The organism is Bifidobacterium sp. ESL0732, assembly GCF_029395535.1.
Classification (GTDB): Bacteria; Actinomycetota; Actinomycetes; order Actinomycetales; family Bifidobacteriaceae; genus Bifidobacterium.
This window is the reverse complement of sequence record NZ_CP113920.1, coordinates 1,231,339-1,245,937: the sequence shown is the minus strand read 5'-3', so window position 1 is coordinate 1,245,937 and position 14,599 is coordinate 1,231,339. Positions and strand designations below refer to the sequence as shown.

12 protein-coding genes and 1 tRNA gene are annotated in these 14,599 nt (G+C 53.0%); 10 read left to right on the top strand and 3 right to left on the bottom strand.

Annotated features, from left to right (window positions below; genetic code table 11):
* Positions 1 to 23 precede the first annotated feature (23 nt).
* The 5 genes from tsaB (at position 24) to OZX70_RS04840 (ending at position 5,130) form a co-directional block, all read left to right on the top strand.
* A complete protein-coding gene (tsaB, locus tag OZX70_RS04860; protein WP_277179479.1) occupies positions 24 to 956 on the top strand; it encodes a tRNA (adenosine(37)-N6)-threonylcarbamoyltransferase complex dimerization subunit type 1 TsaB in 933 nt (310 codons plus the stop codon).
* Between the two features lie 6 nt (positions 957 to 962).
* Positions 963 to 1,574, top strand: coding sequence for a GNAT family N-acetyltransferase (locus OZX70_RS04855; RefSeq protein WP_277179477.1), 612 nt, complete (start codon positions 963 to 965; stop codon positions 1,572 to 1,574).
* Positions 1,571 to 2,614, top strand: coding sequence for a tRNA (adenosine(37)-N6)-threonylcarbamoyltransferase complex transferase subunit TsaD (gene tsaD / locus OZX70_RS04850; RefSeq protein ID WP_277179475.1), 1,044 nt, complete (start codon positions 1,571 to 1,573; stop codon positions 2,612 to 2,614). Before OZX70_RS04855 ends, tsaD begins: the two co-directional genes overlap by 4 nt.
* Before the next feature lie 121 nt (positions 2,615 to 2,735).
* Positions 2,736 to 2,808 (top strand) — tRNA-Asn (locus OZX70_RS04845).
* 279 nt (positions 2,809 to 3,087) lie between these two features.
* Positions 3,088 to 5,130 carry an acyltransferase family protein gene (locus OZX70_RS04840; protein WP_277179473.1) on the top strand — a complete coding sequence of 681 codons (2,043 nt, stop codon included), beginning with the start codon at positions 3,088 to 3,090 and terminating at the stop codon, positions 5,128 to 5,130.
* Here OZX70_RS04840 and OZX70_RS04835 read toward each other — a convergent pair.
* The gene (locus tag OZX70_RS04835; protein ID WP_277179471.1) at positions 5,099 to 5,755 is read right to left on the bottom strand and encodes a DNA-3-methyladenine glycosylase I; all 657 of its coding nucleotides are present in this window, start codon (positions 5,753 to 5,755) and stop codon (positions 5,099 to 5,101) included. The two genes, OZX70_RS04840 and OZX70_RS04835, sit on opposite strands and share 32 nt — an antisense overlap.
* A gap of 212 nt (positions 5,756 to 5,967) precedes the next feature.
* Here OZX70_RS04835 and OZX70_RS04830 point away from each other — a divergent pair, with 212 nt between their 5' ends.
* Complete coding sequence (locus OZX70_RS04830) at positions 5,968 to 6,696, top strand: peptidoglycan DD-metalloendopeptidase family protein (protein ID WP_277179469.1); 729 nt, start codon at positions 5,968 to 5,970, stop codon at positions 6,694 to 6,696.
* A 196-nt stretch (positions 6,697 to 6,892) separates the two neighbouring features.
* Here the strand turns inward: OZX70_RS04830 and OZX70_RS04825 are convergent, their stop codons facing one another.
* Both OZX70_RS04825 and OZX70_RS04820 read right to left on the bottom strand, forming a co-directional pair.
* Positions 6,893 to 8,512 (bottom strand): hypothetical protein, encoded by a 1,620-nt coding sequence (locus OZX70_RS04825; RefSeq protein ID WP_277179467.1) that lies wholly within the window; start codon positions 8,510 to 8,512, stop codon positions 6,893 to 6,895.
* 137 nt (positions 8,513 to 8,649) lie between these two features.
* Positions 8,650 to 9,873 carry an NADP-dependent isocitrate dehydrogenase gene (locus tag OZX70_RS04820; RefSeq protein ID WP_277179465.1) on the bottom strand — a complete coding sequence of 408 codons (1,224 nt, stop codon included), beginning with the start codon at positions 9,871 to 9,873 and terminating at the stop codon, positions 8,650 to 8,652.
* A 148-nt stretch (positions 9,874 to 10,021) separates the two neighbouring features.
* Between OZX70_RS04820 and OZX70_RS04815 the strand changes: the two genes are divergently transcribed.
* From OZX70_RS04815 to def, 4 genes are all read left to right on the top strand, one after another.
* On the top strand, positions 10,022 to 11,146 hold the full coding sequence (locus OZX70_RS04815; RefSeq protein WP_277179463.1) for a GuaB3 family IMP dehydrogenase-related protein: 1,125 nt from the start codon (positions 10,022 to 10,024) through the stop codon (positions 11,144 to 11,146).
* Positions 11,147 to 11,373: 227 nt separating this feature from the next.
* Positions 11,374 to 11,880: an Rv3235 family protein gene (locus OZX70_RS04810; RefSeq protein ID WP_277179461.1), complete on the top strand. Its 507-nt coding sequence runs from the start codon at positions 11,374 to 11,376 to the stop codon at positions 11,878 to 11,880.
* Between the two features lie 81 nt (positions 11,881 to 11,961).
* Positions 11,962 to 14,007: an AMP-dependent synthetase/ligase gene (locus tag OZX70_RS04805; RefSeq protein WP_277179459.1), complete on the top strand. Its 2,046-nt coding sequence runs from the start codon at positions 11,962 to 11,964 to the stop codon at positions 14,005 to 14,007.
* Positions 14,008 to 14,040: 33 nt separating this feature from the next.
* A complete protein-coding gene (gene def / locus OZX70_RS04800; protein WP_277179457.1) occupies positions 14,041 to 14,523 on the top strand; it encodes a peptide deformylase in 483 nt (160 codons plus the stop codon).
* Positions 14,524 to 14,599: the final 76 nt, after the last annotated feature.

Sequence of the window (14,599 nt, the reverse complement as noted above, 5' to 3'; positions counted from 1 at the left end):
GTGAAGTGGTAGGAGCAGCAAATATGACGAACACGTTGGTCATCGACACCTCGTTTGGTTCGACGGTCGGGGTTTTGGACCACGAACCCATTATTGAAACCGATTCGCGCACCCATGTCGAAAAGCTGCAGGTCAATATCGGCAAGGCCGTGGGTCAGGCCGGACTCACGCCGCAGGACCTTGGCCGCATCGTCGTCGGTATTGGGCCGGCTCCGTTCACTGGTCTTCGTGCCGGCGTGGTGGCGGCAAAGGCCATTTCATATGCCACTGGCGCTCAACTGCTTGGCCAGGACATCCTTGAACCGCAGGCTTGGATGATGAAGCTCAAACGTCAGGAAGATTCAAGACTTGCAGGTTGTGATTTCCTCAAGGGAATCGAGGAAACGTCAAACGCTGAATCCCGTCAACATTTGACATTGGCCGTCAATGACGCGCGTCGGCGTCAGCTTTACTTTGCGTTGTATGCCGACGACAAGGAAACTTTGGGCGAGAACGATGTGAGTAAAAAATCCGCCGCTGAAAATGCGAAGTCGTTTGTCGTCCCGATAGTCAATATGGATATCGATTATCCCCAGCATATCGTCGAGCGAATCAATCAGTCCATCCAAAAGCTACTTGTGAAAAATCCTGTACAAAGCGACTATCGCATCGATATCGTCGGTCACGGTGCTTCAAAATATGCGGATGTCTGGCAGGGGTTCGGCGACATGCTCGGTTGTGTCATCGACCACTCTGTATTGGATGCCGGAGCCGCGGGCCTGCAGGTTTTTGCTGGATGTGCGAAGACCAATAATGGTATTGACTTCAACGATTCAAGCACAACCAACGCTAAATTCGAGAACGGCAGAGAAAATGAGATAAGGCCGGTGGAACCGCTTTATCTGCGGCGTCCGGACGTTTCCGTGCCTAATCCGTTGAAGCATGTGCTGAACCATGCCGGAGCCACAAAGGCCTGACGCCAGATGATTGTAGAATTCGGTGAACTTGACCAGCAATGGGCATTGAAGGCTGCAGCCAGGCTTGAAACAGAGCTCTTCGGCGCGCAGGCTTGGGATTTGCAGACGTTGTGTCACGAAGTCACGGACGCTTCCAGAATCTATCTTGCCGATGTTGTCCAAGTTACGAATGCCGGTTGTAATGCTGACATTACTAAAGACAAACATTCAACCGATATAGCTAAAGATAATCAATGTGGTATCTATCAAAAGAAACAGCAACCAGGCGCATTTACGATTATGCGCGGATACGCCGGCATGTGGCACGCCGAAAGTCAAGCTGAAATCACTACTATTGGCGTAGTGAAAAGGTTCCAGCGAAATGGCATTGCCAAAAACCTTCTCGACAGTCTGATCGGATACGCACATCATCATGATGTCCGTCGCATCAAGCTGGAAGTCCGCGTCGACAACGAGCCGGCAAAACATCTTTATCATAGCAGCGGATTCCAGGGAATCGGCCTCTTGCGGCATTATTACCAGCCTGAAGACGTCGATGCCGTTGAAATGGCGTTGGACCTTGAGCCGCATATCATGGGTTTTAGCAGCGAGAAACAGAATATGGAGCGACAGCAATGAGCGAACCGACAGTACTGGGCATCGAATCGACCTGCGACGAGACCGCGGCGGCCATCGTTCGCGGGCGTACGCTCGTCTCCAACGTCGTGGCCTCCTCGATGGAGGAGCACGCACGTTATGGCGGTGTCATCCCTGAAATAGCTTCCCGTGCCCACGCAGAGGCGTTTGTGCCCGTGGTTTCGAAAGCGCTTGCCGATGCGAATATGGAACTCTCCGATGTCGATGCTGTTGCGGTTTCGGCCGGCCCTGGCTTGGCCGGGTGCCTCGCCGTCGGGGTTTCTGGTGCGAAGGCGCTGGCATGGGCTGCAAATAAGCCGATTTACGGCATCAACCATGTCATCGGCCACATTGCCGTCACCCAGCTGCAGTTCGGCCCGTTCCCGAAGGATACGCTGGCCCTCATCGTCTCTGGTGGTCACACGTCGCTATTGCACGTCGAGGATGTCGCCCGTCAAGTGGATGTCGTCGGTACGACGCTTGACGATGCCGCAGGGGAGTGCTTCGACAAGGTTGCGCGCTTGTTGGGCTTCCCCTATCCGGGTGGTCCTCACATCGACAAACACGGCCAGCATGGAGATCCACATGCCATCAAAGTGCCGCAAGGGCTCACCAAGGGTAAGGCCGGCAAAGATCATCCATACGACTTCAGCTTCTCGGGTGTCAAGACGGCTGTTGCCCGCTGGGTCGAGGCTCAGCAGGCGGCGGGCAAGGAGATTCCTGTGGATGATGTCTGCGCTTCGCTCGCCGATTCTGTCGCCACGGTGCTGGCGAACAAGGCCATGCATGGCTGCGAGGAATACGATTCTAAGACCCTAATCGTGGGCGGTGGCTTCTCTGCCAACTCCCAGCTGCGCGCCAAGCTGCTCGAAGTCGGTAAAGAACATGGTGTCGAGGTCCGCATCCCGCAGATCAAGCTGTGCACCGACAACGGCGCGATGGTGGCGATGCTGGGCGTAAATCTGGTCGAAGCCGGCGTACGCCCGTCGTCTCCGGATTTTCCCATCGACTCCGCGATGCCCATCAACGTCATCAGCGTATGAGCCGCTTACCTGAATCGAGACACTCCGCAAATCTCTAGCGACACGCCATTGGGGTTGCGCGATGACGATTCTTGTATAAGATATATTTCTTGTGCGGTGCTTCGAGCCCCGTACGGGACATTCCCGCATAGCTCAGTTGGCAGAGCGTCTGACTGTTAATCAGAATGTCGCTGGTTCAAGCCCAGCTGCGGGAGCGGAATGAAATTCTCGGAATCGTTTGGTTCCGGGAATTTTTCGTAATAAACAATAAACGAATTAATTCGCACATGACATCGAGGTCATGAAAAGCAGAAGAGTTTCTCAACGTCTTCTTGCCAATGCGAAGAATAACGGCGTGTCAATCATGTCAAAGCATCTATGCCCTTTGTTAATGTACTGCCTTGTGACCCGCGCTGGGAATGGTCACGGATTCATAAGAGGCGAAAAAGAGGTTGATGTTGCCACGCACCGGGAATAGCTCAAATGCGGCTGGAATGGATGCCTCTGGTTCTTCCAATTCCTCGGCTTCTGCCCGACTTTTTTCTCTCTTCCGTCCCTCTGATTCTTCTAATACACCCGGAACCTCAAGTCCGTCTGGTTCTTTTCCGGTCTCTGGATCAGATCGCAACAACGCCATCGATGGTCTACGTGCGCTGGCAATCATCGGAGTGGTTGCCTATCACATCCGCCCATCCCTATTGAGCGGCGGATTCCTAGGCGTCACGATTTTTTTTGTGATCTCGGGTTTCCTGATTACCGGCAGCGTCGAAAGACGAATGGCGAGCAAACGGGGTTTTCACTACGCGAGCTATCTTTGGCGCAAAATCAAACGTCTGACCTTCCCATTGCTGTCTCTGATTGCGCTGGTCGTGCCGACTGCCTATTTCCTGTCGCCAGGAATGCTCCCGAAACTGCATCTTGATGCATGGCCCAGCGCGCTTTATATCAGCAACTGGGGCTATATCTTCCGTAAGGTCTCGTATTTCGCCGCTGCGGGGCTTCCATCACCGCTTACACATCTGTGGTTTTTGGCCGTTACGATGCAGTTCTATCTGCTCTGGGTGTCGTTGCTTTGGCTTATGCATCGCCTCAACTTGAGGTTACGTACCAGATTCCTGGTGACCTTGGTGATCGCCGTCGCATCCACCGCCCTGATGGTGACGCTTTATATTCCGGGAGCCGATGTATCCCGTGTCTACTACGGGCTTGACACCCGTTTTTCGGAACTGATGATTGGTGCCTTGCTTGCGTTCATGGTTGAAAGAGTGAAAGCAAAGCGCGATGAACGTAACAAAAGCAATGAAAAAGTTGAAAATGATCAAGTGACGAATAGCGAACCCAGGTCGTCTCAAGTTAATCTTCTCTTGGCATCTGCTGGATTCTGCCTTCTCTTTGCTCTGATCATCCTGTTTTGCATTTCCCAGGGCAACGACGTGATACTCTATCGTGGGGGTTTCCAGGCTGTCGCGTTAATCGCCGCGTTGCTCATCGCCGTTGTTCTCGTTCCGGGCAACCTTTGCCGTTCTCTGCTGGGATCGAGGGTGTTTCGTTATATTGGTTCTCGTTCATTCTCGATTTATCTAGTTCATTACCCACTGCTCGAATTCATGAACCCTGCCATTCGCACACAGCCTCTACGTTGGTGGGAATGGATCGTCCAGTTCCTCATACTTTGGGCGGTCTGCGAAGGTTTTTATCAGATGGCGGAGGCCGTGCGCAAAGCCGTGCCCGAGGGGAAGACGCCATTTCGCGAAATGCGTCTGATCACCAAAATCCTTGCTCTTTTGGGTGTAGTGGCAGTGGTGCTGTGTACGGCCCTTCCTGTCGACTTCAATAGGATTGCCGCACAACGTTCGGATGCCCTGCGCGAAGAATACCTTTCCATCGGGCGCAGCCTTGGCATAGCCACGCCGATCAAACGTGACCTTTTGACGCTGCGTCGCTCGGCGGTGCCCAAGCCTTCACGTAATCTGCCGCCGCGTCTGGTACCGAAAGCCGCAAAAGTGCCGAAAAATCTCAGCACTAAAGGTTGGACATATGACGCCGCGACCGGTTCGTGCAGCGCGAATCCTCTGATTATCAGCGATTCTGTCGAGATGGGTGCACACGATTTCGTCCAGGAGCACATTCCGGCAAGCGTTCAGGACAATATGGTTGGCCGTCATTTCGGCACGGGTGCCGACCTCTATCGCCAGCATCAGACGCAAGGTCAGGCCGGAAGCGTGGTTATCATGGCCCTAGGGACCAACGACAGAATCGCTGACGAACAGCAGGTGGAGGATCTGATAGGGGCGGTAGGTAACGAGCCACTGTATCTCACCACCGTCCGTTCGCCTACAGACTGGCAAGATTCCAACAATCGTATTCTGCGTTCGGTAGTCGCCAAACATAAGAATGTCGGCCTGCTGGACTGGTATTCGTTAAGTAACGCTCATCCCGAATATTTCTACGATGATGGTACACATCTGACCCCGGGCGAGGGGGGTGGCCGCGAGGCTTATGGCATCATGCTGCGTCAAGGTTTGTGCGGTCAGTGATTTCCGGGCACCTGAAGCAACCTTGCAGATGGTCGTTGACCATACCCATCGACTGCATATAGGCATACATGGTCGTCGGGCCGACGAATTTGAAGCCTGCTATTTTCATGGCCTTGCTCATATCGATTGATTCCTGTGTGACGGCAGGAACTTCCTCGCGACTTTTCGGCCTGTTCACGCGAGGGCCGTCGGGGGCAAAACTCCAGATATAATCGGCGAAGGGCATTCCCAAGTCCAGTACGACCTGTGCATTATGAATGGTGGCTTCGATTTTTCTTTTGTTGCGGATAATGGCTTTGTTCTTCATCAGCACGGGTATTTCGTCACTCATCCGGGCGACGCGTTCGATATCGAAATCATGGAAGGCCGAGTCAATGGCCTTGCGTTTGTTGATGATGGTGTTCCACGAAAGCCCGGCCTGCATGGCCTCCAGTGCAAGCCGTTCAAACAAGGCCTGTGAATCATAGCAGGGCGTGCCCCATTCGGTGTCGTGGTAAACAAGCATGTCATGGCTCAGACCCAGATATGATTCAGGCCAGCAACGTTGCAGACCTTCAGGCTTAGCCACAGATCCAGCGGCTGCTTTTTTCATTTCGACATCTGATTGCTTTCTTTCAACAGTCATCCTTCGAGAGTTCCTTTCTTGCAGTTATGTCTTTTATACTCTTGAGCCTCGGCAGTGGTGCATAACTTTTGCGACACGCCCGGACGATGTGGATAACCGGGGTCATTCGACCACAGCACTCGTTTTCAACCCGCTATTTTGCCGATAGGAGGCATAGTGGGAAGAGCGGGAACGATTTGAAACGAAATCATCAATTGAAAGGAGGAACGGTAATGTTGGATGCTAGGGAAAAGCAACGACGTAAACGTGAACGGCTGAGAATCGAAAGAGAACAGCACAGACAAAGAATTGCTGGCTTGGTTTGGGGACTGATCACGATTCTTGCCGTATTCGCTGTATTGTTTGTAGGTTTGTCCGCTGGAAGTCATGAGGCATTGGCCGCAACTAACAAGACGCTTGATGAATCGTTAGATGCGAATCTGGGCCTGGGCGAGGTTTATGAATCCTCGAAGCCGTTTCGCACCTCTTCACTGGGTGTCATTGAGCCGATTGATTCCCCAGACCCTCCGGTTCATAGTGGGAAAGGCTGCAAGGCTGATATGAGATGGCCGGTGCTGCCGCATGTGCTAATCAGACGTTTCAAAGCACCCAAAAATGCTTGGGGACCAGGCCATCGCGGTGTCGATCTCGCGGCAGTCGAAAATACGCCCTTGCTCGCACCAGCGAGCGGTTTCATCAGTTTTTCCGGCGTAGTCGCAGGAAAATCGGTGGTAAGCATCCGTCATAAAGGTCTTACGTTGACTTTCGAACCGGCGCAGACACTTTTGCCCATAGGAACACCGGTAGTCAAAGGGTTACCCATCGGTACGGTCACCGGTGTTTCGGATCACTGCACCGGAATCTGCGTGCATTGGGGAGTGAAGAAAAGCAAAAAGGAATACCGCGATCCGCAGCAACTAGCTGCAAAACGGAAGATAGTCCTGAAGCCGGTTTCGCCATAATCTTTTTCAGTGAATTTGGTCTACTGAGTCATGGCGATGCCCGCTTAGCCATCAATGACTCAAATAATCTTTACAGTAAAGCTTTCGCTGATTTTTGACAAGCTTGGTTGTCATTTAATCACAGATAATACTTACAACGGAGTAGCCAAAGTTGCACGTAATGCCTTATAAAGGCTCGCAGGGCAGCAATCTCGCCTTACAGTCCTGCATCAGCCAGCGAAATATATCCAGGTTCGATAAGCAGATGCTTGAGATTGCTGGCACTGATGGCCATCGGCTTTTCGTGGATCGTGTTCATTTTTGAACCGTTGATCGTTGCAGCCTTCACGTAGGAAAGCTCGGTCACATTTTTTCCGGCTTCGATGGCGGCGGTTGCGCCGGCTATGTCTCGGGAAAGGGTCTCGATGTTTTCCATACCTGTCATCCATTGCTTGCCATTGACCATCTCGGGCATCATGTCGGTATAAGCGCCATAGCCAGTGACTATCGGCCAAGCCATGTCACCGTCGTTGTTGGTTTGTGTTTGCGGGTCGGTTTCCTCAGTACTTTGGCTGCTGCTTTTAGGCTTTGGCGGTGCCTGCTTATCAAGGTTGTGTTTGCCGGTAAGTGTCCCCACTATTCCGGACACCTCGATTTCGGGGTTGATGTCGGCGGCGGTGCCAGTGTATTTGAGACTGGTCAGTTCATCGACCACAGCCGATGAAACGAAATCATTCATTGAGAGAATTCCGTCGACGTGAAGTGGCTTGCCATCTTTGGAAGAACCGGCCAGCCGGCTATTCAGTTCGTTTTTGATTTCCGCTGTTTTGGAGGCTTTGAATGAAACCGATTCCCAATCTTTTTCGGAACTGGTAGAGTTCAATTTCTTTGAAGGGCTGATGGCTCGGCCATCTTTGAAATAGGGCTCCAGAACACTCCATATCCCGGAAAAAGCTTCCTCGGCGAATGCTTCAGTCGTGCTGAGAGCCGAATCGTTATCTTCACCGACAGGAATCATCACCTCAATGGATTTGGGATGCATCTTGGTCGTTTTTTCCAAAGCGAGCTTCGAAACAAGCTGTTCAGCTTGTAACGCACCAATCTGACGTGGAGTTGACATGTTTATAAAAAGGTCCGGAGTGAATCCGGCCAAAGGGTTCGCGAGGATGACAGTGTGCGCTCCTGCCTTCTTTGCTAGTTTCAAGGTTTTTGCCAAACGTTTGCCGGCCGTGATCTCGTCGTTGTCTTTGTCATTTCCATTTTGCGTTTGAGACGATTTACCTGAAGATGCCGTCGACCCCGAATCGCCTGTGTTTGTATTAGCGTTGGCCGCAGTCGTGGGTTTTTCCGTGTCATAAAAAGGTGCGTCGACCGGATTGGTGACGTAATCACCGTATTGCTCGTTGCCTTTGTTTGCAGAGGTGGCCGGTGCGACAATCAGTGTCGTGTGTCGGTTAGTTTGATCGTTGGCGGTGGAAAGCTGGTTGACCACATAGTCTTGCACATCATTGCTTTGCTTGGTGAGGTTGCCGTCAGTCTTGACCTTGATGTTTTTGGATTGGAAGCCTGCATCGGTCAGCGATTTCGTAATCGCCGGGACGAACTTGGCCCATTTGTTCAGAGGCGTGTGAGACGAAACGGAGATACCGTCGGAAGGGGTGAAAATCATGACATTGCTTTTAGCAGCTGCCGAACTTAGAGAAACCTTATCGGTATCGATTGAGGTGGTTTCCGCATCTTGCTGTCCCGTGCCGCAAGCTGCCGACGTCATCGTCAGGACCGCAGCCGTGGCAAGAGCCAGGAAGCGTGCCAAGGAGTGCTTGCCGCGCGTCGTCATGAGTCATCCTTCTTTATTTTTATACGTTTCGAATCAACCAAGACCGATATTAGTCTGGGGGCAATATGAAAGCGTCGCTGCAACTGAATACTTACGATTATTGTGCAACGGCGCTGAATCAAACCTTTTACTAACGGCTAACGAGATTGACTGAGTTCTTTTTTCAGCCCTTCATCCAAAGCGTCCATGAAACCCTCGGTATCAAGCCAAGGCTGATCGGGGCCGATGAGCATGGCCAGATCCTTGGTCATCTTCCCGCTTTCTACGGTATTGATGATGACCTGCTCCAAGGTTTCTGCGAACTTTTCGACTTCAGGAGTTTCATCAAGCTTGGCACGCTGCTTGAGCCCGCCGGTCCATGCATAGATAGAGGCAATGGGGTTGGTCGAAGTCTTCTCGCCTTTGAGCCAGCGACGATAGTGTCGGGTCACCGTGCCATGAGCGGCCTCAGCTTCCACGGTCTTACCGTCAGGCGTCATCAGCACGGAAGTCATCAGTCCCAATGAGCCGAAGCCCTGCGCCACGGAATCGGATTGAACGTCACCATCATAGTTCTTGCAGGCCCAGATATAGCCGCCGTGCCATTTCATCGTGCTGGCCACCATATCATCGATGAGACGGTGTTCGTAGGTGAGTCCCTCGGCCTCGAAACGGTCCTTGTATTCGGTCTCATAGATCTCGGCAAAGATGTCCTTGAATTCGCCGTCGTAAGCCTTGAGGATCGTGTTCTTGGTGGAAAGATACACCGGATAGTGGCGCATGAGTCCGTAGTTGAAGCAAGCTCGGGCAAAGCCGCGGATGGAATCATCAAGATTGTATTGCACTTGGGCCACGCCGGCACCAGGGTAGTCATAGACCACATGCTCGATGGGTTCGCTGCCATCAGCAGGTGTGAAGGTGACGGTGAGGCGTCCCGGCTTGCCGACTTTGAAATCAGTTGCCTTATACTGGTCGCCGAACGCGTGCCTGGCCACAACAATAGGCTTCTTCCAACCAGGAACCAGTCGCGGAATATTAGAGATGACGATGGGCTCGCGGAAGATCGTGCCGCCGAGAATATTACGGATTGTCCCGTTCGGCGACTTCCACATTTTCTTCAAGTTGAATTCCTTGACACGAGCCTCGTCGGGGGTGATAGTCGCGCATTTGACGCCGACATGGTGCTTCTTGATGGCGTTGGCTGCGTCGATGGTCACCTGGTCATCGGTCGCGTCGCGGTTTTCGATGCCGAGGTCGTAGTAGTCAAGATTGATGTCGAGGTAGGGCAGGATAAGGCGATTCTTAATATCCTTCCATATCACCCTCGTCATCTCGTCGCCATCAAGTTCGGCTATCGTCCCTTTGACCTTGATTTTTTCCATGCTTGTCCTTTCTTTGCAAACGAGAATATATTGTCATTATCACGCCGAAATATGTCATTGGTGTTGCTGTGACTGACTGGCGAGACGCTGTTTTCTGTGGGGTCGGGATTCACTTGGCTCGTCACGTATGGGAAGTAATCTTGAAACCATGACTCAGGAAATTGAAATCGGTTTGGGCAAAAAGGGCCGTCTGGCCTATTCCTTGGACGATATCGCCATCGTCCCTTCCCGCAGGACTCGCGATCCGAAGGACGTGTCGACTGCTTGGCAGATTGACGCCTATCAGTTCGATGTTCCGGTGCTTTCGGCTCCGATGGATTCGGTGACCAGCCCCGCGACGGCGATTGCCATGGGCAAACTCGGCGCGCTTGGTGTGCTCGACCTTGAAGGAGTGTGGACTCGTTATGATGACCCGCAGCCACTGCTCGACGAGATCAGCCAGCTTGATGAGAGCAGTGCCACTGCGCGTCTGCAGGAAATCTATGCGGAACCAATCAAGCCGGAATTGATTACCCGCCGTCTGCATGAAATTCGTGATGCCGGCGTCACGGTCGCCGGCGCGCTTTCGCCCCAGCGCACGCAGGAATTCTATTCGACGGTCGTTGATGCAGGTGTTGATCTCTTCGTCATTCGCGGCACCGCAGTTTCCGCCGAGCATGTTTCGCAAAGCCATGAGCCACTGAACCTGAAGAAATTCATCTATGACCTTGACGTTCCGGTCATCGTCGGGGGAGCGGCCAGCTACACCGCCGCCCTTCACCTGATGCGTACCGGTGCCGCAGGCGTTCTCATCGGCTTCGGCGGCGGTGCGGTTTCCGCTACCCGTGCCACCATCGGCGTCCACGCGCCTATGGCAACGGCCATCGCCGATGTGGCAGAAGCTCGTCGTGACTATATGGATGAATCTGGCGGCCGTTACGTCCAGATTATTGCTGACGGCGGCATGGGCACTTCAGGTTCGTTCGTGAAGGCTTTGGCGATGGGCGCCGACGCCGTCATGCTCGGAGCTCCTCTTGCCCGCGCCAACGAGGCTCCTGGCAAGGGCACGCACTGGGGTGCTGAGGCCCGTCATCCTTCACTTCCACGTGGCAGGCGCACCAAAGTAGGTACGGTGGCCCCGTTGGAGCAGATTCTTTTCGGGCCAAGTCATAATGCTGACGGAACGGTGAACTTCATTGGCGCGCTGCGCCGTGCGATGGCTTCCACCGGTTATGTCGACCTCAAGAACTTCCAGCACTGCGACGTTGCGGTCACGCTCTCGCATCTAGGCTGACTAGTTCAACAATCGACTCATATCGTAAACAGGTTACCTGCGTGATCAGGTAGCCTGTTTTGTTTCATCGCCATTCGTTTGTGCGTTTTATCATCATATAAAATTCAAGGTTTTCAAGAAAAATCTGCAATAATCTTGATTTTTATCCTAATAGCCCCTTTCATCTTGACATCGTCGTAGATATCTGTTGCTCTTGAGATAGGCGTAAACCACGAAGAGAAGGCTCAATGATGACAGTACAGACACAGGCACAGACGCAACCGATGATGATAACGCAACGTGCAGGATTGCCAACCTATGACGGGTCTATCCGTATCGAATTGTCGAACCGGCCGGTTCCGTATCATATTTCACGATGCTATCCCGGAGCACTGAGTGAAGCCGAATGCCAGAAGTTCAGTCTCGCCTGCTGCAGATTGGCTTGCATGAGCTTGGATGTTGTTCGCGGACGGACGCCTCCGCAAAGTCTTCAACGTACCCTGAGCGGCCCTTGTATTCAACGTTTGGAAACATTGTCATATCTTTTGGAGAATCATCTGCGCACTCATCAGGAGCTTAAAGCCAAGTTGTGTTATCTTCCCGCCGTGCCGATGCTGGTATACACGACATTGGTCAGTCCAAATACCATAGAGGTGGTGGTAAGCCTCGCAGTCGGAAAATCAACTTATTGGGTCACGCTGGTATTCAGACGCAGCGGTTCACGTTGGATTTGCACCACAGCCGACCTAGGCTGAGTCTGCCGTAAGCGGATATTTGAACATAGTAAAAGCTACGCTATCGTAGCATTGGGGTTACGGTTGCGTATAGTTAGACCTATGTTGCGAGAATTCTATTTGGATCCTGTCACCAAAACTACGGACAAGGACACCATTTATTCCCTGTTGTCCAATAGAGCCGGAAAAGATCCGGACGGAGCCATAGCCGAATGGCTCGATGAAGATACCCAGCAATGGCACACCGTTACAGCCGGTGAAATGCTTGCCCGAGTACGCAAGGTCGCCAAGGGACTTATCGGTCTGGGAACCAAGGCGGGAAGCATGGTTGTCATCTATGCGGCCACCAGCTACGAATGGGGAGTGGTCGATTTCGCCTGCGCCGCCATCGGTGCGGTAAGCGTACCGATTTATGAAACGGATTCACCCAAGCAGGCCAAAGGTATTGTCGACGATGTCGACCCTATCGTCGCTTTTGGCGGGGATGCCGAACACACACAAACACTTGAGGAATTCCGTCGCGACCGTGATGGTCTCAAGTATGTGTTCAACCTGCAGGAAGACGGTCTCGAAGCCGTCTCGGATTTTGGCACTTCGGTGAGCGATGAAAAGCTCGATGAAGCTATTTCACGTGTGCGTGCCGACGACATGTTGACCATCGTGTATACATCTGGATCAACTGGAGCGCCTAAAGGCGTGATGCTCTCGCACCGCAATTTTGTTTCGACCGTTTTCATCGGTTGGGCCGTGCTTGACGATATGCTTTACCAACCGAGCCGACTGCTGCTTTTCCTTCCGTTGGCCCATTGCTTTGCCCGTTACATCCAGTATGTAGCCATCGGCGCCAAAGGCGTCGTCGGCTACACGCCGAGTGCCAAGCATTTGCTGACCGATTTGCGCACGTTCAAGCCGACTTATCTACTCGGTGTCCCTCGTGTGTTTGAAAAGGTCTACAACGCCGCTTCGCAGAAGGCCGGAGCCGGGTTGCAAGGTCGAGTCTTTAACATGGCCTTCGATCATTTCGTGAAGTGGTCCAAGGATCAGCAGGAAGGTCGTGGCCACAGCCTCTCCGAACGCTTGAAGCACAAGTTCTATATGAAGACCGTCGGTGCCTCGGTGCGCAGCGCTTTGGGGCCGAATCTTAAGTACGTGGCCTGCGGTGGCGCTCCGATGAACGCAGATCTTGCGCACTTCTTCAATGGCATGGACGGCATCACCTTCATCCAAGGTTATGGAATGACCGAAACCGCCGCGCCTTGTATCGTCAGCTTCCAGGACTTCAACAAGGTAGGTGCCGTCGGTCGTCCGGGCACAGGCATCGCGGTCAAACTGGCTGATGACGACGAGCTTTTGATTAACGGCGAAGATGTCTTCCTGGGCTACTACAAGCAGCCTGAACTCACGGCAGAAGCCAAGGAACCCGGCGGTTGGGTACATTCCGGCGACATCGCCCAGATTGACGACGACGGTTTTGTCTACATCACAGGCCGTAAGAAGGACATCATCATCACTGCGGGCGGCAAGAACGTGAGTCCGGCTCCGATGGAAGACACCATCGGAACTTGTCCCATCGTCTCCCATGCCGTGGTCATCGGCGATGGCCGACCCTTTATCGCGGCCCTTATCGAGCTCGACCCTGAAATGGTGCGTTCCTGGCTGGCCAACAACGGTATGGATGAAAACATGCCAATGGCAGAGATTTGCAAGAACGATGCCGTCCGTGCTTGCGTCCAGCAATACATCGATCAGGCGAACAGTTCGGTTTCACGCGCGGAATCCGTACGTAAGTTCGTCATTGTGCCTGATCAGTTCACCCAAGAAAACGGGATGCTCACCCCGAGCATGAAGGTCGTTCGCGGTGAGGTTTTGAAGCACTATGCCGACCTCATCAATACGCAGGTCTATACTCCTAAGACGCGAGTTAAGCCGGCCCCGTCGGCCGCTGCAGGATTCATCGACAAGACCGCCGAATCTGTGCGCCAGGCCACCGATGCCATGACGCCTAAGGTTCGTGAGGCCTATGAGCAGGCCAAGCAGAATGTCGGGGCACGTCTTGCAGAACATGAGACGGAGCACGCGGATGACGACCCCTGGAAGGAAGCCCCGAAGTCCGAAAAGCAAGAAAGTGACTCGAAAACCGAAAAATAAGCAGTCGTTGAAAGCATCAAGAGGAGTAGTGTTTTGGCGTTACGAGAAATAAGGGTCGTACCCGATCCGGTGTTGAGAACCCCATGTGAACCGATTCGTGAGATTACCGCCGCCGTTCGTAACATGGTGCAGGATTTGTTGGATACGGTCGACGATCCGGGTCGCGCAGGACTTTCAGCCAACCAGATTGGCATCAGCTTGCGCGCCTTCTCCTACAATATAGACGGCAAACTCGGTTACGTCCTCAACCCGGTCATCGAAGAGACCAGAGGAGAGCAATATGGCGATGAAGGCTGCCTTTCGGTGCCCAAGCTCTGGTACAAGACCAGGCGTGCGGATTATGCCCGTGTTCGCGGTATTGACCTGGACGGCAAGACCATCGTCGTAGAAGGCACCGGCATTATGGGTCGTATGCTTCAGCACGAGACGGATCATCTCGACGGCCATATCTATCTCGACCGTCTGGAGAAGGAAGAACGCCGTGAGGCCATGCGCCGCATGCGTGAAGGCCGCTGAATCAAATAGCTCAATTGAGCCTAGGTTCTGAGATTGTTCGGATGTCGATGAAGTCGGTATCCGAACATTTTTTATC

Excerpts from the sequence above, each read along its gene's own strand:
- OZX70_RS04815 (WP_277179463.1), top strand. The coding sequence starts at position 10,022 with ATGACTCAGGAAATTGAAATCGGTTTGGGCAAAAAGGGCCGTCTGGCC.
- tsaD (WP_277179475.1), top strand. The coding sequence starts at position 1,571 with ATGAGCGAACCGACAGTACTGGGCATCGAATCGACCTGCGACGAGACC.
- OZX70_RS04840 (WP_277179473.1), top strand. The coding sequence starts at position 3,088 with ATGGATGCCTCTGGTTCTTCCAATTCCTCGGCTTCTGCCCGACTTTTT.
- OZX70_RS04825 (WP_277179467.1), bottom strand. The coding sequence starts at position 8,512 with ATGACGACGCGCGGCAAGCACTCCTTGGCACGCTTCCTGGCTCTTGCC.
- OZX70_RS04855 (WP_277179477.1), top strand. The coding sequence starts at position 963 with ATGATTGTAGAATTCGGTGAACTTGACCAGCAATGGGCATTGAAGGCT.
- tsaB (WP_277179479.1), top strand. The coding sequence starts at position 24 with ATGACGAACACGTTGGTCATCGACACCTCGTTTGGTTCGACGGTCGGG.
- OZX70_RS04820 (WP_277179465.1), bottom strand. The coding sequence starts at position 9,873 with ATGGAAAAAATCAAGGTCAAAGGGACGATAGCCGAACTTGATGGCGAC.
- OZX70_RS04835 (WP_277179471.1), bottom strand. The coding sequence starts at position 5,755 with ATGACTGTTGAAAGAAAGCAATCAGATGTCGAAATGAAAAAAGCAGCC.
- OZX70_RS04810 (WP_277179461.1), top strand. The coding sequence starts at position 11,374 with ATGATGACAGTACAGACACAGGCACAGACGCAACCGATGATGATAACG.
- OZX70_RS04830 (WP_277179469.1), top strand. The coding sequence starts at position 5,968 with ATGTTGGATGCTAGGGAAAAGCAACGACGTAAACGTGAACGGCTGAGA.
- OZX70_RS04805 (WP_277179459.1), top strand. The coding sequence starts at position 11,962 with ATGTTGCGAGAATTCTATTTGGATCCTGTCACCAAAACTACGGACAAG.